20 protein-coding genes are annotated in these 21,886 nt (G+C 47.6%); 11 read left to right on the plus strand and 9 right to left on the minus strand.

All coding sequences use genetic code 11. From position 1 onward, the window contains the following. Nucleotide 1: 1 nt before the first annotated feature. Both PQQ36_RS09610 and PQQ36_RS09615 read left to right on the plus strand, forming a co-directional pair. Complete coding sequence (locus tag PQQ36_RS09610; RefSeq protein ID WP_206625320.1) at nt 2–406, plus strand: hypothetical protein; 405 nt, start codon at nt 2–4, stop codon at nt 404–406. Between the two features lie 40 nt (nt 407–446). Then, nucleotides 447–1,925 (plus strand): DUF4832 domain-containing protein, encoded by a 1,479-nt coding sequence (locus PQQ36_RS09615; RefSeq protein ID WP_273661012.1) that lies wholly within the window; start codon nt 447–449, stop codon nt 1,923–1,925. Between the two features lie 70 nt (nt 1,926–1,995). Here PQQ36_RS09615 and PQQ36_RS09620 read toward each other — a convergent pair whose 3' ends face one another. Continuing rightward, nucleotides 1,996–2,487, minus strand: coding sequence for a pilus assembly FimT family protein (locus PQQ36_RS09620; RefSeq protein WP_273661013.1), 492 nt, complete (start codon nt 2,485–2,487; stop codon nt 1,996–1,998). Between the two features lie 294 nt (nt 2,488–2,781). On the opposite strand from PQQ36_RS09620, the gene PQQ36_RS09625 reads away from it, so the two are divergent. From PQQ36_RS09625 to PQQ36_RS09635, 3 genes are read left to right on the plus strand one after another with little or no spacing between them, the layout of a single operon-like run. Further along, nucleotides 2,782–3,717, plus strand: a complete 936-nt coding sequence (locus PQQ36_RS09625) for an ABC transporter substrate-binding protein (protein ID WP_072604821.1) — start codon at nt 2,782–2,784, stop codon at nt 3,715–3,717. A 12-nt stretch (nt 3,718–3,729) separates the two neighbouring features. Further along, nucleotides 3,730–5,043 carry a diguanylate cyclase domain-containing protein gene (locus tag PQQ36_RS09630; RefSeq protein WP_224635066.1) on the plus strand — a complete coding sequence of 438 codons (1,314 nt, stop codon included), beginning with the start codon at nt 3,730–3,732 and terminating at the stop codon, nt 5,041–5,043. Nucleotides 5,044–5,046: 3 nt separating this feature from the next. Continuing rightward, a complete protein-coding gene (locus PQQ36_RS09635; protein ID WP_273661015.1) occupies nt 5,047–5,586 on the plus strand; it encodes a GNAT family N-acetyltransferase in 540 nt (179 codons plus the stop codon). Between the two features lies 1 nt (nt 5,587). Here PQQ36_RS09635 and PQQ36_RS09640 read toward each other — a convergent pair whose 3' ends face one another. Continuing rightward, the gene (locus PQQ36_RS09640) at nt 5,588–6,292 is read right to left on the minus strand and encodes a DNA-3-methyladenine glycosylase I (RefSeq protein WP_273661017.1); all 705 of its coding nucleotides are present in this window, start codon (nt 6,290–6,292) and stop codon (nt 5,588–5,590) included. Between the two features lie 128 nt (nt 6,293–6,420). Between PQQ36_RS09640 and PQQ36_RS09645 the strand changes: the two genes are divergently transcribed. Then, nucleotides 6,421–6,594, plus strand: a complete 174-nt coding sequence (locus PQQ36_RS09645) for a hypothetical protein (protein WP_013571524.1) — start codon at nt 6,421–6,423, stop codon at nt 6,592–6,594. A gap of 71 nt (nt 6,595–6,665) precedes the next feature. On the opposite strand, the gene PQQ36_RS09650 is transcribed toward PQQ36_RS09645, so the two are convergent. Genes PQQ36_RS09650 through PQQ36_RS09660 form a run of 3 tightly spaced genes read right to left on the minus strand, consistent with a single transcriptional unit; the run spans nt 6,666 to nt 12,077 of the window. After that, on the minus strand, nt 6,666–9,473 hold the full coding sequence (locus tag PQQ36_RS09650) for an Hsp70 family protein (RefSeq protein ID WP_206625317.1): 2,808 nt from the start codon (nt 9,471–9,473) through the stop codon (nt 6,666–6,668). 58 nt (nt 9,474–9,531) lie between these two features. Next, nucleotides 9,532–11,445 carry an Hsp70 family protein gene (locus tag PQQ36_RS09655; protein WP_206625316.1) on the minus strand — a complete coding sequence of 638 codons (1,914 nt, stop codon included), beginning with the start codon at nt 11,443–11,445 and terminating at the stop codon, nt 9,532–9,534. Then, complete coding sequence (locus PQQ36_RS09660; RefSeq protein WP_045621834.1) at nt 11,445–12,077, minus strand: DUF2760 domain-containing protein; 633 nt, start codon at nt 12,075–12,077, stop codon at nt 11,445–11,447. The genes PQQ36_RS09655 and PQQ36_RS09660 overlap by 1 nt, the downstream gene beginning before the upstream one ends. A gap of 292 nt (nt 12,078–12,369) precedes the next feature. On the opposite strand from PQQ36_RS09660, the gene PQQ36_RS09665 reads away from it, so the two are divergent. Together PQQ36_RS09665 and PQQ36_RS09670 are read left to right on the plus strand one after the other, a co-directional pair. Then, on the plus strand, nt 12,370–13,917 hold the full coding sequence (locus PQQ36_RS09665) for a sensor domain-containing diguanylate cyclase (protein WP_045621832.1): 1,548 nt from the start codon (nt 12,370–12,372) through the stop codon (nt 13,915–13,917). An 89-nt stretch (nt 13,918–14,006) separates the two neighbouring features. Beyond that, nucleotides 14,007–14,537, plus strand: a complete 531-nt coding sequence (locus tag PQQ36_RS09670; RefSeq protein WP_011080191.1) for a 3'-5' exonuclease — start codon at nt 14,007–14,009, stop codon at nt 14,535–14,537. Between the two features lie 278 nt (nt 14,538–14,815). Here the strand turns inward: PQQ36_RS09670 and PQQ36_RS09675 are convergent, their stop codons facing one another. Both PQQ36_RS09675 and PQQ36_RS09680 read right to left on the minus strand, forming a co-directional pair. Next, complete coding sequence (locus PQQ36_RS09675; RefSeq protein ID WP_206625314.1) at nt 14,816–15,262, minus strand: tellurite resistance TerB family protein; 447 nt, start codon at nt 15,260–15,262, stop codon at nt 14,816–14,818. 71 nt (nt 15,263–15,333) lie between these two features. Continuing rightward, complete coding sequence (locus tag PQQ36_RS09680) at nt 15,334–15,693, minus strand: hypothetical protein (protein WP_011150559.1); 360 nt, start codon at nt 15,691–15,693, stop codon at nt 15,334–15,336. Nucleotides 15,694–15,810: 117 nt separating this feature from the next. On the opposite strand from PQQ36_RS09680, the gene PQQ36_RS09685 reads away from it, so the two are divergent. Beyond that, nucleotides 15,811–17,115, plus strand: a complete 1,305-nt coding sequence (locus PQQ36_RS09685; RefSeq protein WP_206625313.1) for a MipA/OmpV family protein — start codon at nt 15,811–15,813, stop codon at nt 17,113–17,115. Nucleotides 17,116–17,178: 63 nt separating this feature from the next. Here the strand turns inward: PQQ36_RS09685 and PQQ36_RS09690 are convergent, their stop codons facing one another. Both PQQ36_RS09690 and PQQ36_RS09695 read right to left on the minus strand, forming a co-directional pair. Further along, nucleotides 17,179–18,099, minus strand: a complete 921-nt coding sequence (locus tag PQQ36_RS09690; RefSeq protein ID WP_130246939.1) for a DUF1566 domain-containing protein — start codon at nt 18,097–18,099, stop codon at nt 17,179–17,181. Nucleotides 18,100–18,109: 10 nt separating this feature from the next. Continuing rightward, entirely contained in the window at nt 18,110–21,013 is a 2,904-nt protein-coding gene (locus tag PQQ36_RS09695) for a DUF1566 domain-containing protein (RefSeq protein WP_263179864.1), read from the minus strand. A 248-nt stretch (nt 21,014–21,261) separates the two neighbouring features. On the opposite strand from PQQ36_RS09695, the gene PQQ36_RS09700 reads away from it, so the two are divergent. Next, entirely contained in the window at nt 21,262–21,438 is a 177-nt protein-coding gene (locus PQQ36_RS09700; RefSeq protein WP_013571533.1) for a Flp family type IVb pilin, read from the plus strand. A gap of 3 nt (nt 21,439–21,441) precedes the next feature. Then, nucleotides 21,442–21,873, plus strand: a complete 432-nt coding sequence (locus PQQ36_RS09705) for a prepilin peptidase (protein ID WP_130246937.1) — start codon at nt 21,442–21,444, stop codon at nt 21,871–21,873. Nucleotides 21,874–21,886: the final 13 nt, after the last annotated feature.

Genomic DNA, 21,886 nt, shown 5'->3' on the forward strand with positions numbered 1-21,886 from the left:
CGTGGATGTGAAAAAAGCCAACAAGGCAGTGGCACAATTTTACCATGCGCTGGACAAGCAAACGGCAGAGAGCTTAACTGAGCAACAGAAGCGCGACATTGAACAAGCGGTGCAATCCATCGGCCTAGTGGCTCGGCATTCACTCGATGTTCGTAAGAGCTTGCCCTGGTTTGGCAAGCGCTACTATTTGGTTCTCCTTTGCGGTCGTGACCGCCGTGGACAAGTTCGAGCGGAAGAGTCGGCATTGGCTAACTTTTTTACGGTGACGTTTGTTGTCATCACATTGTTGACCTTGTTTGGCTTATCTGCCTTGGCTTTATACCTGCTTAAGTCAGCGTTAGGGATTGATATCTTCAAAGACTACTCGCTAGGAATATGGGACTGGTTTAAAGGTCTGATTCACTAGTGTTGTCAGCGAGTTCATACTCAATACGAAAAGGTACGGAATGAAACTTCGATTTTACCAGCAACTCTTATTGGCTTCGCTTATTAGCATGCCCGTTACCGCTTGCTATGCCAAAAAAGGCCAAGCGGAAAACGGTGCAAACAAACCGGAGAATTCCGTTGTTGAGGGCGCGGATCCCGTTGAAGAGGGGATCGTCACGGTCTATCCAAGGGAATTATCAGGGCCAATCAGCAATCCCGGAATGGGGGTCGAAACGTTTCATAACAATTGGGGCGCGACTCTAAGCACGGCACAATATCCAGAAGCGGGTATTGATTACTATCGTTTTTATTGGAATGAGTTAGAGCCTGTTGAAGGGCAATATGCTTTTGATAAGCTCGATCGAATTTTGGCGGAAAATCGTCAGGAATCACCAGCGAAGATGATTGCGATACGTTTTATGACCGCCGATGAGCCTTATACTGGCAGCAAAATCCCAAGCTGGTTGATCAATAAAGGGATCGCGGGCGACTGGAGTGAAGATGGTTCCACTTTCGTTCCGAGCCTTGAAGACAGCGTGTACATGAGTTACATGGCGAAGCTGTTGAACGCGTTTGGCAAACGTTACGATGGCAATCCTAACCTCAGCCACGTTGATATTGGTATGGTTGGCTCTTGGGGTGAGTGGCACAACAGTAATTTTTCCAACCTAGCACCACTGCATCAGCGTTACAGTGATGCAACACTCAATCACATTGTGGATTTGCACTTTCAAGCGTTTCCCAAAACCCCCAAAGTCATGCTTATCAGCGGTGAGAACAGCCTAAATTATGCGGTGAGTAAAGGGGCTGGGTGGCGCGCCGATTGTTGGGGAGATTGGCATCATTTCTCGACGACATGGAGTCATATGAAAGATGACTATCCATACCGTCTGCAGCAAGCCGAACAAAAAGACAGCCAGTTTAAAGAGGCGTGGCAACACGGGCCTATAAGCTTAGAAACCTGCGGAACCATGCAGGAATGGCGAAGCGTGCAGGACTACACGTTAGAGGAAATCCAAGCAAGCTTAGATTGGGCCATTGCACAGCATGCTTCTTCGCTTAATCTTAAATCGAAACCGATCCCAGAGGAGTATCGCCCGCTGCTGGACAACGCGTTGAGCAAGTTAGGTTACCGATTGAGAATCAAAAGTTTGTCTCACCAGCAGCAGCTCAGTGCGGGCAGCACTTGGGTTATTGAAACCTTGTTCAGTAATGATGGCGTCGCACCGCCCTATATTCACCGTAACTTAGCGTATCGTCTACGTAACAGTGAAGGAGAAACCGTGTTTTCAGCGATATCTAAGTATGACGTGAATGAATGGTTACCCGGAGAGCACGCGACAAGAACCAGCTTAACGTTGCCAGACGCTCTTACGCGTGGAGATTATGCTGTTGAAGTGGCATTGATTGATAGCCATGGTGAGCTACCGTTGAACTTGGCTAATGATGGTAAACAAGCCTCTGGTTGGTATCGACTTTCTCAGTTGAGCATTCAATAACGCCTTTCAGAAAAAAAACACCTCAAACGGCACCGAGCCTTTTGGGGTGTTTTTTTGATTCGCTTTGCGTTTAACAGTGTGCAGTTTGCAGTTGATAGATGACATCACCTCCCGCACTGGCGGGGTAAAACACTTCAACATAGCACAGATGGGTAGGACCGACAGGCTTGTTTGCAAACCCAATTAAAAAATAGGGTTCGGCCGGGTTATCCACACCATACCATTTATTGATGGTGAGTTTAGGGTCGAGCCCTGCAAGATCTTGTGCCGGAATAACGTATTTGATCAGGCCAAAATAGCCAATGAGATCGGGATGACCATCCCCGTCCAGATCGATATTCGGAGCCAACTGCGCATTGACGGACTCTTGGTTTTGCAAAATGGCTTTGGTGTACACTTGGCTGTTTGCCGTTTCTAGTGCCGTTCTCGCGCCTTGGAGCACCGCAATACGAGCATCCGTCTGAATATCCAGAAATCGCGCTGCTGCGGTAACGGCAATAATACCAATGATAACCAGCGTGACCACCAGTTCGATGAGAGTAAAGCCTTTCGCTTTGGCCATAAGTCGTCCTAAAAAAGTATCGAAATATGAGTGTAAGACCAGATTAATCAACATCACGTTTCATATCTGAGAAAAACCACACTTGAATCAACAACATTTTTAGAACGTGAATCAAAGCTTTTCTTTTGCGGTTTTAATTGATGCTTAAGTGATTAAAAAGTGAATTTGGGCACAAAAATAACCATTTAGTATTATGTGAAATTCAGACTATGCTTATATGAGTCCTGTTTCATTTGGTTGGCGAGTATGTTAGTTCGGTTCCGAGCAAGTTTGTTTGTCACACTACTGTTAGTCATGGTAGGGGCTGTTGTTTGGTTGAGCAGTCAAAAGCCTCTTTATGACTCTGATTCGGTGATCACCATCGCGGTGTCTCAAACGCCACTTTCCGCCCCGTTTATTATTGCCAAAGAGCTTGGTTATCTCGACTCTGAAACCCTACGCGTGGATATATTGCCTTGTTATGGTGGGGTGAAATGTGCTCAGCTGATGTTTAATGGTGAGGTTCAATATGCGACAGCGTCGGAATCGGTAGTCATGTTTTCCAGCTTTGAGCGAAATGATTTTGCTGTGTTGGCGAGCTTTGTGGAGTCAGACAATGATTTAAAGTTACTCACTCTCAAAGAAAATGATATCGAACAAATTAGTCAACTCGATGGTAAGAAGGTCGGCGTTATAAAAGCCAGTTCCAGTGAGTATTATCTTGATGCGTTGATCAAATCGAGCGTTACGCCAGATATTTTCATAGAAAAGCATTACCTTCCCCCCAACGAAATGAGTATTGCGTTACTGGATCATCAAGTGGACGCGATCTCTATTTGGGAGCCCTACGGCTACCAGCTACAAAATGAAAAGTCTCATCAGATTCACGATTTGAGTATTCGTGGTATCTACCATCTTTCTTTTAACCTTATGGCATTAAAGTCTACGTTGGAATCCGCATCTCAAGAGAACAAGCAAGTGCTGGTAGCCTTAGACCGAGCGCTAGAGTGGATGCATGAACATCCCATAGAGACGCAGAAGATCGTCGCACGTTATTTGGATATTCCGATTGGGCAGTTGTCTTGGACTTGGGATGACTACGCATTTCGCTTGGTGTTGAGTAATAGCTTGCTTTCAAACTTGCAGATCCAAGCTCGTTGGGCGCTAGAAAATGGATTGGTGGCGGGTGAGATGCCCGATTACCGAAAACTCATCGATCGAACACAGTTATGGCGTGCGATACAGCACTAAAAGGTGGCAAGGATGGGTTCATTAACGCAAAAACTGACGCTGCTCTTTTTCTCCACCTTGCTGGTGGTTGGGGTTGTCGCGCACTCTTTGCTTAACGTCTATGAAGAACAGAATAGCATCAGGCAAGAGATGGCGGTGATCAATCTTACTCAGTCAAACCTCGAACAATTGAGAAATCAGCTCTCTTTGTTTCTTCAGTACCAAGATGAGGAAAGCTACGATCAATTGTTTGTGGCACAACAGAAGTTATCAGAACACATTCAACAAACATCTGGCTTTCACCGCACCATGAGCAACTTGGAACGAATGTGCAAAACCTTTCAAGACTTGCTGATTCACGAGCGCTCACTCGGCAACGCCAATTATGCGGCAAAAGAGCTTTTGCACTCACGATATAACATGATTGTGCTGTCAATGGACGAAGAACTCTCATTTCTACAAAGAAATGTGTTGGAAAAACGACTTGGGCAGTTAACCAATGTCATCGTTAAAAGCGGCATCTCACTGGTGTGTTTTACTCTGCTGGTCAGTGTTGTGACTTTCCTGATCCTGAAACGTTTTAAAAAAGGTTGTTCAGTATTGCAATCGGGATTCAACCAACTAAGTCACGGTGATTTAGAAAGCCGCATCAGTAGCAAAGGGATAGATGAAGAGTTTGTGGTGGTTGCAGATCGCTTCAATTCGATGAAAACCTCACTCAGACAGATCACCGTGACCAGAGAACAACTCGAGTTGGAAGTGCTGCGCCAAACGACCGAGTTAAGAGCACAAAAAGAACAGTTGGTTTATCTTTCTGAGCGTGACCCCTTAACGGGTTTGAAGAACCGACGGGCATTTATGACCGCTTTAGAAGACGCAGCCATCAAAGCCAACCGAAGTGGGCTGAAAATGGCACTGTTGTTTATTGATCTCAATAAGTTTAAGGAAATTAACGACACTTACGGACATGATGCTGGCGATGAAATACTGTGTCGCGTAGCAGAGCGAATGGTTGATTGTTTTAGGCATTCGGACATCTTGGGCCGGCTAGGGGGAGATGAGTTTGTCGTCTGTCTCGATTTGTTGAAGAGCTATGACGGTGTGATAAGTAAAGCGGAGCAGTTTGCTGAACAAATGAGTGCGCCAATTCTCTTTCATGGCCACCACTTGCAAGTAACGCCGAGTATTGGTATCAGTTGTTATCCTGATCAGAGCAGTTCAATATTGGAGCTGGTGAAGCTGGCAGACGAAGACATGTACCAGGCCAAAAACGCTAATGGTGACTTTGTTGTTAGCCGTTTTCTGGCACAAGCGCCTGATATGGCGTTACTTAAGGAGTTTAAATAAACAGTGGAAGTTGAAAGTGAGCGCCTCAGGATCCGTTGGCCTGAGATAAGCGATGCCTGGCCTTTGTATCAAGGTTATTTTTCCGATGTTGCGGCGTCTAAGTTCTTGGGCAGAGCCGCACACCCGAATCCTGAAGTTACCTTACGAAGCATCGAACTTTGGCGATCATTTAGGTATGACGCGCAGGCCGATACACGAGTGCTGAGTGTGGTGTTGAAAGCCAGCCTGCAACCCATCGGTATCATGGTGCTTAAGCGGGAAGGAACGGCAATAGAGATCCATTTTGGCCTCAACCGTACATACAGCGGTCAGGGGTACGCGACAGAAATGTGTCGAGCCATGGCGAACGCATTACAATCAAGCGGATACCACAAGGTTTGGAGCTATGCTCATATTGAGCACACGGCGAGTCTGTGTGTGTTAGAAAAGGCCGGCTTTCAACCTGCAAGGAGACTAAGGTCGTGGATGGTGTTCCCCAACCTTAGTAACGACAAGCAAGATTGCCTTGAAATGATTTATCAGGTTGACGCACCCGCCCAATGATTTACTCTTCAATCGCACTTTGTACGCGGTTATCTCCCGTGCTATAAGCGATAACCTGGCTAATTTCCGTGAGGCTGCGACCACTTTGCTGTTGCCAATGAGTAAAGGCCTGCGTTGCGGCTTCTAACGAACGCTTGGTTTCTTTTCCGCCTTCAATGATTTTATAGCTGCGCAAGTACGCCTCTACATCCCCAGACAAAATAAAGGTATCGACGCCAAGCTGACGCAGGCTGTAAGGGCCGGTGTTACCACCGAGTCGACTGCCGTGCTTTTTCAAAAACGCCCATAGTCCGGTGATCTCTTCTTTCGGCCAGTTCGCCACCATTTGGCCAAATGAGCCGTGTTGCAACCCCACTTCGTGCATCATTTGCGCATTCGCTTGAATGGATTTGACCTTGGCATGATGGCGAATAATGCGCGTATCCGCCGCTTTCAGATCCCACTGTTCATCAGAAAGCATCAACAAAGGCGCTACTTTAAAACCAAAGAAGACTTCTTCGAAATTTGGCCACTTGTTCCGCACGACTTTCCAAGATATGCCACTTTGGAAAATCTTCATACTGAAGGCAGATAACCAACGATCATCCGGAATAGCGGCAATTTGCGCTTGGGTGAGCGGTTTGGACAAAAGGGCTTCAAGCTTTGCTTCGCCACCTTTGCGCTCGGCGGCTCGTTGATAGATGTCGTCAAATTTTTCTAGATTCACAATCTCAATCTCCCTTTCTATGCGCTTTTACCGAGGACTAACAAAGCCAAACGATATGTTGACTAACGAATGACATTTTAAAAGCAAGAGTCAGTAAAGTCTGCGACAAAACATGAGGTTATAAAACTATGAAAAAAACATGGATTGCGCTAGGTCTATGCGCATTTTTATCTGGCTGCCAATTAACTAGCGTTGAAGGGGAGTACAAAGACGTGGAAGTGAAACTGAAGAACAAGAGTTCCAGCCACGAGGAAAGCCAATCATTTTGTCCTCCGGGACAGGCAAAGAAAGGGCGATGCTAATTGGCTGGTGCATGATGAAAAACAATCAGCCAGCATGAGGCTGGCTGATTAGGAGGTTTACGAACGACGGTTTACTGAGTCACCAGACGCAACCCGCTCGGGAGAGCATCACCAAACACGCGTTTAGACTCGCTTTCAGAAAGCTCTTTGATCTCTTCGACCAAGCTTATCCACGCTTCCGGCACTCGGCTCTGTTTCAGTTTGGTGAGCACTTGTTGGCGGAAATCTTCAGAGATATCAAAGAGACGATCACCCGTTTTACGACAAATCATCACCGCAGCAAAGGCGATCATCGGTTCTTTCTGCCAGTTCTGATCCAACAGTTTCGGTAACCATTGTTCCGCTTGCTCACGTGGAATAACACGATGTTGGCTTGCGTAGAGCGGTGTACGAGAGGCCAAACGCCCAATCGCCCACCAGTGTGCTTGCTCAAATTGGTTTTGATTCAGAGCCTTGCTTAAAAACCAACTGGTTAACAAGACTTTATCTTCCACTTCAAGATGCTCTAGAGACGCGGCAAGTCTAACCATGGCTTCGTAGCCCATATCTTGCGCGGCTTTTGCCGTTTGTGGGTTTTTCATCGCGCCAGGGTGTAAATACTTGGCAATGTCGGCAAGCAGTGTTTCTTGTTGCTCTTGGTTCAAGCCTCCAGCTATACGACGCCAGAATACCCACCAATCGGTCCAACCTTGATGATTTTGGAACTGGATACCTTGTTGGTAGAGCCCCCAAACTTGTTCGATACGCCAAGAATCGGTTGCATCGCCAAAGCCCGGGCGAAGAGAAAAACCTGCTAAACGTAGCCAGTTTTTTTCGTGTTGTTCAGAGCGGCGGCGACGTTTTCGACCTTGTGCAAAGGCATCAAACAAATGGCGTAGGGTGGTGAAGTCCCATTCATCTCGCTTGCCAAGTTTGCGTTCAAGCTCTTTGGCTAACAGTTTGATCTCATTGCCTTCGCCACTTTTCTTGTTGCCACTATAGAGGCGGGTAATCAGTTCTTTACACTCATTCAATCGTGGGTGAAGTGTGGCGTTTTCTTGTTCTTCCGCTTTTTTGTTGCGGACTTCAAACTCCAGTGCCCAACGTTTGTCCTCTTCTTCGACACTGACGCACTCCATTTTCAGGGTGCCGACTTCGGTCAATTGACAGGCGAGTTGAACTTCCACACGTTCTTTCTGGTTTGCTTCTAATTCTGCGCCTTCCCCCTGCAATGTAACGATATACGGAGGAAGTGGGGTGAAGATATCAGGGTCGATATCCGCCATGACGCCGTTTTGAATCGCCACATGATGGGACAAGGCATCGTGCGTTGAAGTAAGCAGGTTAAAGCGTACGGGTTCGCCAAGGGTGAGCGAGAAACGTCGTCCAGTGAGACGAATTTCTTGTCCTTCTTCGGTGCCTTTTGCAAGCAAACAGAGCGCTTTGCCCATTTTGTTTTTTTCTTGCAGATGCAAAAAGTAAGACCGAGCAGAACCGCCACCGATTTTGAGTTGTGCCCCACGGCGGGCTTTGGCAAACGCGACAGCGCCTAATGCCACAGACCAATCTGGATGCGGGTTATCAAGGACGGTGACCGGTGCGCCGCGCCAGCGACCGAGCAACTCTGTCATCCGCGCAGTGACGAGGTCACTGTTAAACACGCCGCCGTTCAACAACAGACCTACCGGAATGGCGGGTTGATCACTTTCTGATTGTCCTAACGCAGCGTGAGAGACTTGTTGGTGCTGAGATAAAAACTCGGCCACGTGTTTACTCACCGCGGGGTCGGCGACATAAGGCAAACCAAATTCGACCACGGCGCTGCGGCGTTTATCCGGCGTTTGAGTAAAATCAGAAAGCGGGAAGAAGCCGTCGAGGGCGATTTGATGAACTTCTTGTTTATTCAACGAGATGCTCTTGGTGCCACCAAGCAGTTTGGAACCGCTGCCCAACATGGTGATCTTCACTTCTTCCGGCGCTGTACTTGAGAGGAGTTGCTCTTTGGCTTTGCGTGTTTGCTGAATCAGTTTGGTGAGGCTGGCCGCATTGAGTTTTTTGCTTTGATTAAAGCGCTGCTCCGCTAAATGCGCGAGGGCCAAATCTAGGTTATCACCACCGAGCATGAGGTGTTCACCAACCCCGATGCGATCCAAGGCGAGGGCGTCTTGGTTAAATTTTGCTTCAATCAAGCTTAAGTCAGTGGTACCGCCGCCGACATCACACACCAAAATCAGCGGGATTTCTTTTAATAACTCTGCGGCACTGTGCTGGTGGCGAGCATACCAGTCGTAACAAACCGCTTGAGGCTCTTCGAGCAGAAGCACTTGGCTTAAGCCTGCCAGTTGAGCGGCTTCGAGGGTCAGCTTACGTGCAGTTTCATCAAACGACGCCGGTACGGTGACCACCACCTCTTGATCTTCGAGCAGATTGCCCGGGTGGCGATGATTCCATGCTTGGCGAATGTGATTAAGGTAACTGGCACTGGCAATTACAGGGGAAACCTTCTCAACATCGCTAACCCCAGCCCACGGCAGTATGTCTGAATGGCGATCAACCGCTTGGTGAGACAGCCAGCTCTTAGCGCTTGAAACCTGACGCCCTTCCACCTTTGCGCCCAGTTCACGCGCCCATTCACCAATGATCACATTAGCAATGTCGCCAGCCACAGTTTGGCTTTCCCACGGCAAGGTGAGATCCGCCGGGGCGATTTGCCCGTTGGCAGGGTGGTAGCGGAAAGAGGGCAGTAGCGGTTTACGAACCACTTCACCGGGGCCAATAAGCTGGTCAATATCGAAAAGGGAGACGTTGGATTGTTGTAAGTTCTCGGTCAGTTCACAAAACGCAACCACCGTGTTGGTGGTGCCTAAGTCAATGCCGACAAGATAGCGAGGAGATGCCATGACAAACCCTTGATTGATTTAAAAACGGCACCCTTCGGATGCCGTTTGCTTTGTTCGATTATTCTGCCAGAGAGGCATCGTCACGCACGTCAAATTCCACGTGCCATTTTTGACCGTTATCCGCCGCAATCGCTTCTAAATACAGCGTGCCAAGTTCAGTCACGCGTGAGGCCAATGTCACCGGCACCACTTCGCCTTCACGGCGACCTTCGGAAACCGGTAACGTCACTTGAATTTCTGGTAACTCTTCAAGCTCATCTTGGCCCCAATGGTCCAAATGTGTTCCTGCAAGATCGTCGCGACGAACCGTTGAGCCAAAGAATTGGAAATTCACTGGCTGTCCGATGATCAAACCAAACTGCTGGCTTGGTACATCAACGCTGGTGCCTTCTTCCATGCCAAACGGTGCCACACACAGTGCTTCCATTGGAGGGGCCATACCCGGAATAGCAGGCATTGCGCTCTCGATACCGACGTAATAGCTTGAAGCAATACCACCGCGGATACGTACACCTTGACCACGACGCACTGCGCCATAGTAAGCCGCGCCGCTCGCCACCGCGAGATCCAAATCGACACCAGTGAGTCGTTTTGCCATCTCTGCATCAGCGTCAAGCAACCATTCGTTGATGGTCTCTTCTAAGCGTTCTGCTAAGAGAGCTGATTTCAGCACACCACCATTGAACAAAATCGCAGTCGGTTTGATGAAATCGACAGAAGCTTGTTGAGCGCCAGGCATACCCGGCATTCCACCAACAAACGGATTGTAATCTTGTGCAGGTGCCGCTTCACTGTTGGCATTCGCTTGCTTTGACAAGAAAGCCGCAATGTGGCGAGTGATGCCTGCATCTTGTGCATAAGGCAGGCCCATCTGGGTCAGTGCACCGCGGTTACGTTGAACTGGGTGTTCTGTGATGGCGACTTTAGGGAAAAAGCCATCGACGAGCATTTGCTGCACTTCTTGCTGCGTCAGCTCGGTTTTCAGCGTAGCGCCGAGCAATTTAGAACCTCGGCTTGGCACGACAATCGGTACCGATTGCAGCTCTGCATCATTGAGCAGCGCTTCTTTCGCGTCGCGGCAAGCGTGCGTCATGGCTTGTACTTGCCAAGGTTGCAGCTCTTTGCCTTCCTGAGCCAGCTTCATCTTCAAGCTGTAGGCGAGGGCAAGATCCATGTTGTCACCGCCCAGCAGAATGTGTTCACCGACAGCGATGCGTTTGAGGGTCAGATTGCCTTCTTCTTCGGTCACTTCCACCAGAGAAAGGTCAGTAGTACCACCGCCGATGTCCACCACCAGCACGATGTCACCCACAGTGACTTCATCGCGCCATTTGTCATTGCTGTTGTCGATCCAGTTGTAAAGCGCGGCTTGAGGCTCTTCCAGCAAGGTAAGATGGACAAAACCGACATTGCGCGCCGCTTCTGCCGTCAGATCGCGCGCTGCTGGATCAAACGATGCCGGCACTGTGATGGTCACGTCTTGCTCTGATAGCGGATGGTTTGGCTGTGCGTGATCCCACGCTTGCTTTAGATGCTCTAAATAAAGCTCGGTTGCGCGCAGTGGTGAGACTTTTTCAATCTCTTCTGGGCTGCCAGCTGGTAGAAACGCATCGCGGCGATTCACGCCACCATGGCAAAGCCAAGATTTCGCACTGGCCACCAAACGTAAAGGCGTTTTGCCACCCAGATTACGTGCGATTGCGCCGACAAGAGCAGTTGGCTCTGTCGTCCATGGCAACACGCGTGACGCAGGGTTCATTTCATGTTCATGCGGTTGGTAAAGAAACGAACCAAGTTGGTTACGAGACTCAACGGTGCCAGGCGCCGTCAATTGTGGAATGGCCATCACTTGTACGCGAGCTTGCTCATCCTGGGTATCCATGAATGACATAACACAGTGCGTGGTACCTAAGTCGATACCAACGCTGAATTTTGCCACTTGCTCGGTTGCGGGTGTCATCATCGTTTCCATTACAGCTCAACCTCAGCGGGTGCGATGATCGAAGCGTCGTAGTTTTCCGCTAGTTTCGGTAGCGTCATTGCAGAAGCTTTCCAACCTTTGTGGATTAAGGTGCCGTTAAATGGCGCATGACCAGTTACGTTTCCGACTAAACGAATCGCTTGAGGGTTAAAGCCTTCTTCGACCACAATGCGGCTCTCTTCGTCTTCGTTACGGATCGCTTCAAGCGTTACGTACTCTTTTAGGACTTTTTGGCCACCGCTATGAATAACACGCGCTGCTGCGCCCACTTCTTCATCAGAGAATGAGGTGAGATCTTCTTGTAGGAAGTCAATCAAGCGAGCTTCTTGTTGCATGATAGAAAGCAGTTGCATCGCAGAATCGGTGGATGCGGTGGCAAGCTTAGATTCCACTTCAACCACTTTTTCAATCACTTTCTCAACTTCAACAACTTTCTCTACTTCGACGATTTTTTCGACCGGTTTTTCGACTTCAACGATTTTTTCTACAGGCTTCTCAACCACTTTCTCGATCACTTTGGATTTACGAGAAACCGCCACGAGTAGTAATAAAACGCTCGATGCCGCTAGACCTGCGTGAAGCATATCGAACGTTTGAGGAATAAGGTTTAAATCAATGTTCATGCTAATTTTTCTCTATTCGATTGATTTAAAGGTGCATAGATTGGCTCGCGATAGACGACATAGACGGGCGAATTTGCGATTTGCACCTAGTTTAGACGTAAAAATGGTGACGAATATTAGCATATTCAAGTTGGTAGGCTGTAATAAAAGCGCTTTTAGGGCAGAATTCTGAGTTTGTTTGCTGAAAAAAACGACATAACAGTTTGTCATTCTGTTAAATGGCTTGATGTTTGTGTGGTTATCGTGTTTATTGGCATTGGATTCGGTTTGTTGGATTTAAATGGATTTGTAAGTGGGTCAACCAGTTTCTCTTTTGTCTTATCGATGGTTTAGAAGGCACTCGGCGTCGATTTTTGCCTTTGTCGCAACGTTATTTGCAACCTGTGTATTTTTGCTCATTGCAAGTCATATCCAGCAGCGCTATACCCATACCATGTTTAATAATTTGGCTGAACGACAAGCCGAAGCCCTCAAAGAGTTCGTTAAAAACGATTTGGATTATATCGGCTCTGGAGCCAACTTCTTCTATTCTGTCGCGCCTGAGGATTGGGACCGCTTTGAAGTGTTTGCCCGCCACACCGTTTCATCTTCACAAAGTTTGATTGGTTTGCAGTGGATGCAAAAGGTGGCGCCTGAGCAACTGGAACAGCACATTGCCAATGTGCGTGAAACTTTCCCCGATTTTTCGGTTTTTACCGTCCCTAAAGATCAACCCAAAACTTACGGCTACGTGTTTTCCGATGGCAGGGCCATTTACATTGCGAGCGATATTTACCCTCGAACGCCGAAAAACATTGAGTTGCTGGGTTTCTATTCTTCTCGCCAGCGTTTTGATTTGATTTTGGACGACATCTTTAGCACAGGCCGAGCCAACATTTCCGATAAAGTACGCCTATTGCAAGACGGCTACGACCAATCACTAGATAAGACTGGCTTGTTGGTTTATCACCCCGTTTTTGACCAGCGTAGAGAGTCACTGCTTGGTGTGGTGGTTGGTGTGATTCGCAGTACCGTTTATTTCGAAGAGCTGGTGATGAAAACAGCGACTGAGCTCAACATGGTGGTCAAAGTGACGGACTTAGGCTTTGATGCGGAGGACGATCCCATTTTGTATCAGAGCCCCAATTGGTCAAGCATTGAGGGCGAGATCGTCGTGAAAGCGGTCACCTTACCAAACCGTTCATGGCGCATCGAATTTAAGCTCGAGAAAGGGCTGTCGAAATGGGACCGACTGGTTTTAATCGGCATTGCGGTAATTGGCGTGGTGATCGCCACCTTGGTTGCGCATATTGTCAACTTGCAGACGCGTGAGAAACAACGCTTGAGTTATATGCTCAATGAAAAAACCAAAGAGCTGCAATTTATGGTGGATCACGATCCACTGACGCACACACTTAACCGCCGTGCGTTTCGTCATGATTTGACTCAGATGCTAGAAAAGCAGGCGGCGTTTAGTCTGATTGGCTTTGATATTGACCACTTTAAGCAAATCAATGACCGCTATGGCCATTTAGGTGGCGACCAAGTGTTGATTGATGTTGCCGATGTGATTGGCACTGTGTTGCAAGAGGGGGATCGTTTCTATCGTTTTGGTGGCGATGAATTTGGTATTCTCTCTTCTGTTACAGAGCGTTCTGAATTGGAGTGTTACTTAGAAGCCATCCGTGATCGTATAGAGAAAACGGCCTGTTATTACCAAGATACCGAGATTCATTGCACCCTGAGTATTGGGGCTGCCGTCCACTGCGACGAAGAGTTGGAGGATTTGGTGCAAAAAATGGATGTGCAGCTCTATCGAAGTAAAGATAAGGGACGAAACTGCGTGACAATTGCAGCCTAATTAGCCAAACGAAGCCGCGTAAGTCGAGTTTCTGTTTTGATTAAGGTACACTTCCGCGCTTTAACTGGTTGGGAAACGAAAGGCGATTTATGAACCATAACCGAATTGTTTGCTTTGATTTAGAAATGTGTTGCTGGAACGAAGATGGCGTTGGGCGCACGGGCGAAATCATTGAAATCGGTTTAGCAGAGATTGATTTGCTCAAAGGTGAAATCGTCAAGCGTGCTCAATACTATGTGAAGCCTGAGCATGATGAAGTGTCGCTATTTTGCGCTGAGTTGACAGGTATTACGCCACGTAAGATCGAAAAGCAGGGCAGGCCGTTGGCCGAAGTGATTAAATCGATGATCAAAAATTTCGGTGGCAGCAATAAAATCTACGCTTCTTGGGGGCGTGATGACCGAATCCTTATGCAAGAATGCCAAGAAAAAGGCATAGATGCGCCATTTAATGAGTTCATTAATATTGCGACGTTGTACCGAATTCAACATCGCTTGAAGGACAAGCGTATTGGCCATCGTGCCGCGCAAGAAGCCAAAGGCATTGAGTGGGAAGGGCGCCAGCATTCTGGTTACGTAGATGCTTATAACCTCGCTAAACTGGCATTAACCATGTTCTAACGGGGCTAAACTTACCTTTTTTACCGTCATGTTTGTTTCATCTCGCTGTCGCAATATCGCCATTTTTGCTCTCTACACTTGTCGTCAATAAAACAACAAAGTTGGCTTGGCAGGGTGATCACAATGACAGCGTGGATAGTGTTGTGGGCGATAGTGATAGTAGGTGGGAGTGGCTTGATTTATCGTTGGCATCAATCTCCGGTGTTATAACCAAATCACCAAACAAAAAACGCGCTACGGCGCGTTTTTTGTTGATGTCTAGTGGCCTATTACGTCGGCTATTGATCGAGGACCTGAAGCTTGGCACGAATGAATTCGCTGTGGTCGACATAAAGCAGTTCGGCGGTTTTACGAATCACGGCGTCTTCCAATGGATCAATCTCGCCATCTGCGTGGGCGACTTCCCACATGCCTTTAATCAAATCAAAGCGGACTTCTTGAGACAACTCTCTAAGCTGAGAGGTGAAATCATACAAAGAGGCTGATTCAGCGACACCACTTTGTGCTTGCGTAAGTAACGCTTCTACTTGGGTATCGTCGAGATTGAGTAGGCGTTTGAGTAACTGCCTTTTAACGGCTTGCTCACGGTCATCGATTTGGTAATCGGCACCGGCGACTTCACAAAGTAGGCTCGCAATGGCCAAATTTGGGTTGGTCGCTTTGTGCTTACTGAGGTCAGAACCCTCAATAAGCTCCTTAAATAATGAAGTTAATACATTAAACATAGTGTTCACCAGCAAACGAGGTTAACTACAACATGAAGTCATTTGCGTCATTTTACAAGGTGTGAGGAAGATTAATATCCATCACTGTCGTCGTTCTCTTCGAGAATTTCGATCACTTCAGAGCTTGAGAGCTCATGGCCCATCAGGAAGAGAGCCAACATGGCGTCGGCTTTGGTTTTTGTGTCACTGGCTTCATCGAGAATGTGTTCAAAGCGCTGTCTTATCATGGCAATTTCATGTTCGACAAAGCCACGACCTTCTTCATCGCCTTGGTTTTCTTCTGGAGCATTATCGAATTCAAGAAACAGCAAATTGTCGTCAAGGCGCGTATTTACCAGCCTTTCTGGCAGCCATTCTTCTCCCATCACAACATCAGGATCGTAACCATCTGGCAAGCTAAGGAGAAAAGTTTTCAGTTCTGAGGCTTTCACATTAAATTCAAATAAATGACAATATCTATTATTGTAACGGCTAATTGATAATGAACATAAGAGCTTTTCTTCTGTTTGATGAATTAATCAGCGTAATTAACTGGAATTTAAACAAAAATGAAAAATAAATGGCTGGCTTTAAGCCTACTTGTTGGCTTAGGTGGGACACAAAGCGCTTTGGCTGCACAAGAGGAAAACTGGGGCATCGCCGCAATGTACCGCACAGCGTCGATTCCTTTTGATACGCAAGGAGGCGATCAAACCGTTAGTACCTTTGTACCGATGATGTTTTTTGACAATGAATATGTGTTCATTCGCGGCATCGAAGGGGGCGCGTACTTGTGGCAGTCAGAAGAGCAACAATTGCAATTTAATGCGCTGACGCGTCTACGTTTTATCGATATTCCCAAGATTGCACAAAACTCTATCGAAGGTGACAAAGCGGACTTCGGTGGACAATTGAAATATCAAATTGACGACCAGTGGCGTTTTGAAGTGGAACTGATGTCTGACGACAGTTTCCGTTTTCACACCAACTACCGCTTGGCCGCCAAATATGACTTTGGCGACTGGGAGCTAGAGCCTTCAGTCACGCTGCGCTATAAAGACGCTGATTTCAACAGCACTTACTATGCGTTTTCTGATATCACCAAGCAGAACATTGGCGCGGGTGTGGACACCAATATCGCGTTGAAAGGCCGTTACCACGTTATCTCCAATCTTTATTTGCTCGGCCAAACCAGCATCACACGTTTAGATAACAATGCTTACAACAGTGATGCGGTGGAAGATCGTTATGAGGGTGAGTTTTACGTTGGCTTTGGTTTCTTTAACGATAAAACCAAAGAACGAAAGTCTAACCTGAAAAACAAGCCGTATCTGCGTGTGGCACACGGTTGGGGAACGCCGTCGAACATTGGTGAAATATTCAAATTTGAACGTGAAAAAGATCCTTACAATAACCAATTAACGTCACTGTTCTATGGCCATCCGTTAACGGATGAATTGTTTGGGCTACCTTTAGATCTTTACTTGCATTCGGGCATTGCGCACCACTGGAGCTCAGAGGTGCAAAGCTCAAGCACAGAGACCGTGGTGTCTATCAAAGCGTATTACACCTTTAACTGGCCGACACAATGGCGCTTTGGTGTTGCAGAAGGGATGTCTTATATCGACAACATCACCTATATCGAACAGAGTGAAATGGATCGCAAGGGTTATACCCCAAGCCATCTGCTCAATTACCTCGACTTTTCGTTTGATGTGAATGTGGGTGATTTGGTGGGTAAGAACGATTGGAAGAACGTTTGGTTTGGCTATTCCTTGCATCATCGTTCTGCGATCTTTGAAAAAGCCTCTCAATTTGGGCGCATCAAAGGCGGCAGCAACTACAATACGGTTTACTTGCAGTTTGATTTTTAATTGATCATTTAACCCGTGTTGCAAACAATAGAAAGCAGGGGCTCGAATGCCCCTGCTTTTTGATTAGCGATTGTCCTGTGGTATCGGCCTAACCAAACGCACGTAATACTGTGTCCAGTCCGATAGGCTTCCTAATGTATATAAAGTGTACATGTATGAAACATGTAAGCGATTGTCACTTGTTGTGCCTAGATTCGGCACGTTTTTGAACGAGACGCTGTAGCCTGCTTGAGTGGCAAAAAGTTGGTTCAGTAGGTAGTAGTTGTCGCTATAGTGATTGCTCAGTCTCTCCAGCCCCAACTCTTTATCTCCCCAGTGAAACGCATTTGAAAACTTGTTGCGACTTGTTGTGGCGGCAACCCACTCTGGCGCATTTGCTTTGAGCCAAGGAACCAGTTCTTTATAAACGTAATCTGAGGTTTCTTGTGACCATTCACCATTTAGAAGCTTATGGCTGTTTTCCAACCACTCAACGACCTTTTCGTCTACCTCCGGGTTGGACTGACGTTTTTTCTCCAGTGCAACCAGGTTGTCTTGGTGTCGTTGGTAGAGAATATCGAACTTCTCTTTGTACGGAGCAACCGCTTGATATAACTGCTCCAGTGCTTCGGTCGTTTGTGACAGCTTAAAGAACTCAGGATAAGTCCCATAGCGGCAGCTCTGATCGGTAATGGTAATCAGCTCTTGGGTATGAGGCAGTCGCCATGTGAGTGCAGCGTTACTCTCAGCTTGATTGAAGGTTTCAATGAGTTCGACAAGATTCCCTCGTTTTTCCAAAATAGCGTCACCTACGCACTGTTCACCTTGCTGACCCATTGGACACATCATCCATTGAAGGTTGGTTCTGTTGTCGTTGATCACCCAATAGTTTGTGCCGTGGTAATCGATCGTGGCTTTTTCAAAACGCCCCTCTTCAGGAAGGCATTGCGCATAGAGCGGAGTTGAGAGTACCGCTGCTAATGAGATGAGAAAAGTCGTTTTCATATGTGCTTCCTTATTCCTGATTCACTTTTAAACCATCGCTCACCAGCATCACCTGGTGAGGTACCTCTTTGCCTTCCAATTGCGTTCGCACGTCCCAACTGGTTGGGAAAAGTAGGTTTGCTAGGCTTTTAACATCAGGGTTTTCTTGCTTCATCCACAGCATGTTGCCGTCAATATTTGGGAAGAAATCGTCATCAAAATTCATTTGCGGTTTGCCTTTCAACGTCAGAATGTTGATGGTTTCTTGATAGGTTGGCAGCCTCCAATCGGTGATCCCGCAGAGTTTGGCTTCGTTAGCACGTTGAACAAGCTGGTTCACCGTACAGTGGCGTGCTTTGTCTTGGCGATAAACCTCACCGTTGATGGCGACACAAAAACCGTTGTATTTGTCGTCAGTCACCAGCAAGTTGTCACCATGCAGATATCGGTTATCGATGCTGTACCAGTGACGAATGCGATCACCTTCCACCATCTCGCTATTTGGCACGGCCCACGTTCGGCCAGTTTTGGTTTCAACGGCGCAGCTGTGAGGGGTTGCAACATACGGTAGGTCTTGTCGACTCAAACGTTCACCTTGCGCATCCACTTTTAGGAAAGAAAGCGATTGGTAACCATCGATGTTGGAGTTGCGTGCATAGCCACTCATTGGGTCACAGCTAAAATCCGAATCAAAGAGATGAGGATTGGTTAGGCCAGCATCGCTAACTCGAACATTGAATTGAGCGCTTGGCGTGCCATCGTGCGCGATCTGGAAGTAGTAGCGAGTAAACGGCGTTAAACCATCTAATGTCACTCTGTGCGTTACGCTCTTAGTCTGATTTGTCGCTTCACTAAGTTGACTAAACGGCTTGGTGTCCCAGTAGACGGTATAGCCACTGGTTCCTTGCGGCAGCCATTCTAATGTGAGCCAATCGTCCCCACGTCCACGAAGTGCAATGCCACGAATTTGGTCTTCAGCAAATTCGGTGCTGCAAATAGACTCCAATCCATTCACTGGCTCGGCGGGTAGCCAACTGTTGCCAGCGTTGATTGCCGTGTTTAAGTCGGCAGCGATCTGGTTGTCCGCAGCAAATTGGCTAAGGTGAGTGAAAGCTTGCGCACTCCACGTCAACAGCGTGTTGATGGTGGCCTCGTTATCTTCCATATGATGGGCGACATCGGCGATGTTTTTCAGCAGTTGGATGACTTGAAACGGCTCAGGCAGAATGTTGCTTTTACTGTACATACGGTACTGAGCGTTGTAGTCGAGATCGAGCAACTGAGCAGCGGTGCGGAAAAAGTCTGAGGCATTGTCGATGGCCGGTAGTGCCTGATTTTCTGCTGATGCCATTTGCATCGCCACAATGCTACTCATCAACTGCACCATTTCCGGCGTATGCTTGGCAAACAGTTCATCGATCGCGGTCTGTTTGACGGGTTTGGCATATTGGCCGCCACCGTGATGCATCAAGCCACTGCGTTCAGCCAAAAGGGCGTGTGCGTTGTTTTCAAATGAGACTTTTAAACGCGGAAACTCTTCGGCAGTGACGATACCATCTTGGTTCTTGTCGATATCAGCTCTCGCCAGTTCACAGAAGGCGCCCAAGTAGGAACGCATCTCGACACCGCTGTCTGGATCAAACGCAATCACGGTCAGCAAATCTTGCATATTGTCGGTCGGATGGGCGCTTGGCTTGGTCAGATCGGCGTTTTTATCGTAGTAAACATACACGCCATTCGCCGTGGGCTGACAAGTTTCAAAGCCTTGCGCGGTATCGCGAAGCGTTACGCGGAACTCAAATTGACGATTTGCCCCTTCAATAGCCGTCGACGATTTTTCTTCACCCACAGGGGTAATGGGTACCAGCAATGGGCGTTTGGGTTTGAGTGGGTTGTCGTAATGGCTGTTTGCTAAAGGATCGTTAGGATAAGAACCCATTTGTAGCGAAATCTGCGGGTTCTTCATTCCTGAAACCGTTTCGCCACGGAGTACCAAGGTGCGGGTTGGGTAAGAGTTATCTAATACTTCGCGCAGTACATTGCTTTGCTTGACCGCGTGCATCTCGATCCATTTGTCTTTAATGCGCTTCTGCCAACCGTCGGGTAGTGCCACTTGATGGGTTTGTGCCATCGCTTGGTAAGTGTCGCTCACTCTATCCAACCAAGGCGTCTCTTCCTCGGCTGTGGCAGCGGCCATGTTTTCATTCTTAAGCAGGGCATCAATTAAGGCAGCGGTCGAGAGATTGAGCGAGGTGAGTTCGATTTGTTCTTCACGATCAAAAGGATCGGCGATCGCGTGCAGCAACGCGGTGATGGCCATGATTCTCTCTCGCCCATGTTCGTTCATCAGTTCAAGTGCATTTTGTTCGCCACTTGGATCGAGTGCAACAAACAACGAGTTGGTTTGTGAGAAAGTCAGTGGCAGCCATTCATCATGGGTAATGAATTTATCGTTGTTTTTATCTGCGGCGAGTAGCGGCAACTTGGTACCAATGGCATTGCGATAAAGCAACACTTCGCGAGTTTCTGATGACGCTTGATCTTCCGTTTGTGCTTTTTCAGCAGTGCGCGCGTTGGCCTCTTGTTCACGTGGGGAGATCACGCTGACTGCCTCAATCGTCATCGGGAGCCCCTCGCCGAGAGTGGCTGGATCCACCTCTAAAAGATAGCGAGGTTGACGCTCTCCCGCGTGTATTTTGATCGCTGAACGCGCCACGACCTCTTCAGCCACCAGCAGTCTCACTTCCGTTTTGACGGTTTGATCGACCGTAACTTTCACTGGCTGAGACTCCGTGACAAAGCCGGTTAACGTTACTTTAGTTGGGGTTGAAGGGGTTGTTGGACTGGTCGCGGAACCGCCACCGTCGCCACCACCACACGCGGTCAATAGACCCGCAATGGTTGATGCAACCAAACTCTTGGCAAATAAGCGCATTTTCACTCCTTATTGAAAAATTTGCTCGATAGATGAGAAGGGAAATGACGCCGTGATTTGAATAAATACTCTACATTTCAGATCAATGATCTGATTAATAATAAAAATACGATCAAAAACACTGGCAAAATGTCATTTTGTAAAATATTCATCGCTTTATTTGTTGCGCATAATAATATAAATGTTATCATTTGCAAATGATATTGATTCTCATGTCTATTTACATATTGTTTCAAAAAGGAGTAATGATGCTGAAACAATTCATAAACGATGAAAGCGGCGCGACAGCGATTGAGTATGGAATCCTAGCGGCAGGCTTAGCGGCGGGCGTATTGGCCATTTTCGGTTCTGATGGGGTGTTTATTTCTGCACTCAAAGAGAAGTTTCTCGGCATTGTAAACAGCCTTAATCCGGCTGGTGAATAAACCGTGAAGCCAGACATTGTCGTCCTCGTCGCTTTGCTGCTACTGCTTGCGATGGTGGTGTTAAGTGACGTGCTAAAGCGAAAGATTTACAACGCTAATCTCACCGTATTGGTCTGCGTATCAACGTATTATCGCCATCAACTACCCGATGCAATGTGGTTGGATGCGACATTGTATGCACTGCTGGCGTTGTTGATTGGCATGCTGCTCTGGCAACGCAGGTTGCTTGGGGCAGGGGATGTGAAGCTAGCCGTGATATGTGTCTGGATGGTTTTCCCAAACTGGGGTGAGCTGATTTTACTGAGTGCGCTTGGCGCTGGGGTATTGGCGATATGGCAGTTAGCGCGTCAGCGTTTGGCCATGTCAAACAACCATCAAGGGACGATTCCGCTTGGTGTCTCCATTTCCGCGTCGACCGTTTACCTTCTTTTCTAATTTGGATTTTTCA

Source organism: Vibrio sp. CCUG 15886 (assembly GCF_028570825.1).
GTDB classification, from domain to species: Bacteria; Pseudomonadota; Gammaproteobacteria; order Enterobacterales; family Vibrionaceae; genus Vibrio; species Vibrio vulnificus_B.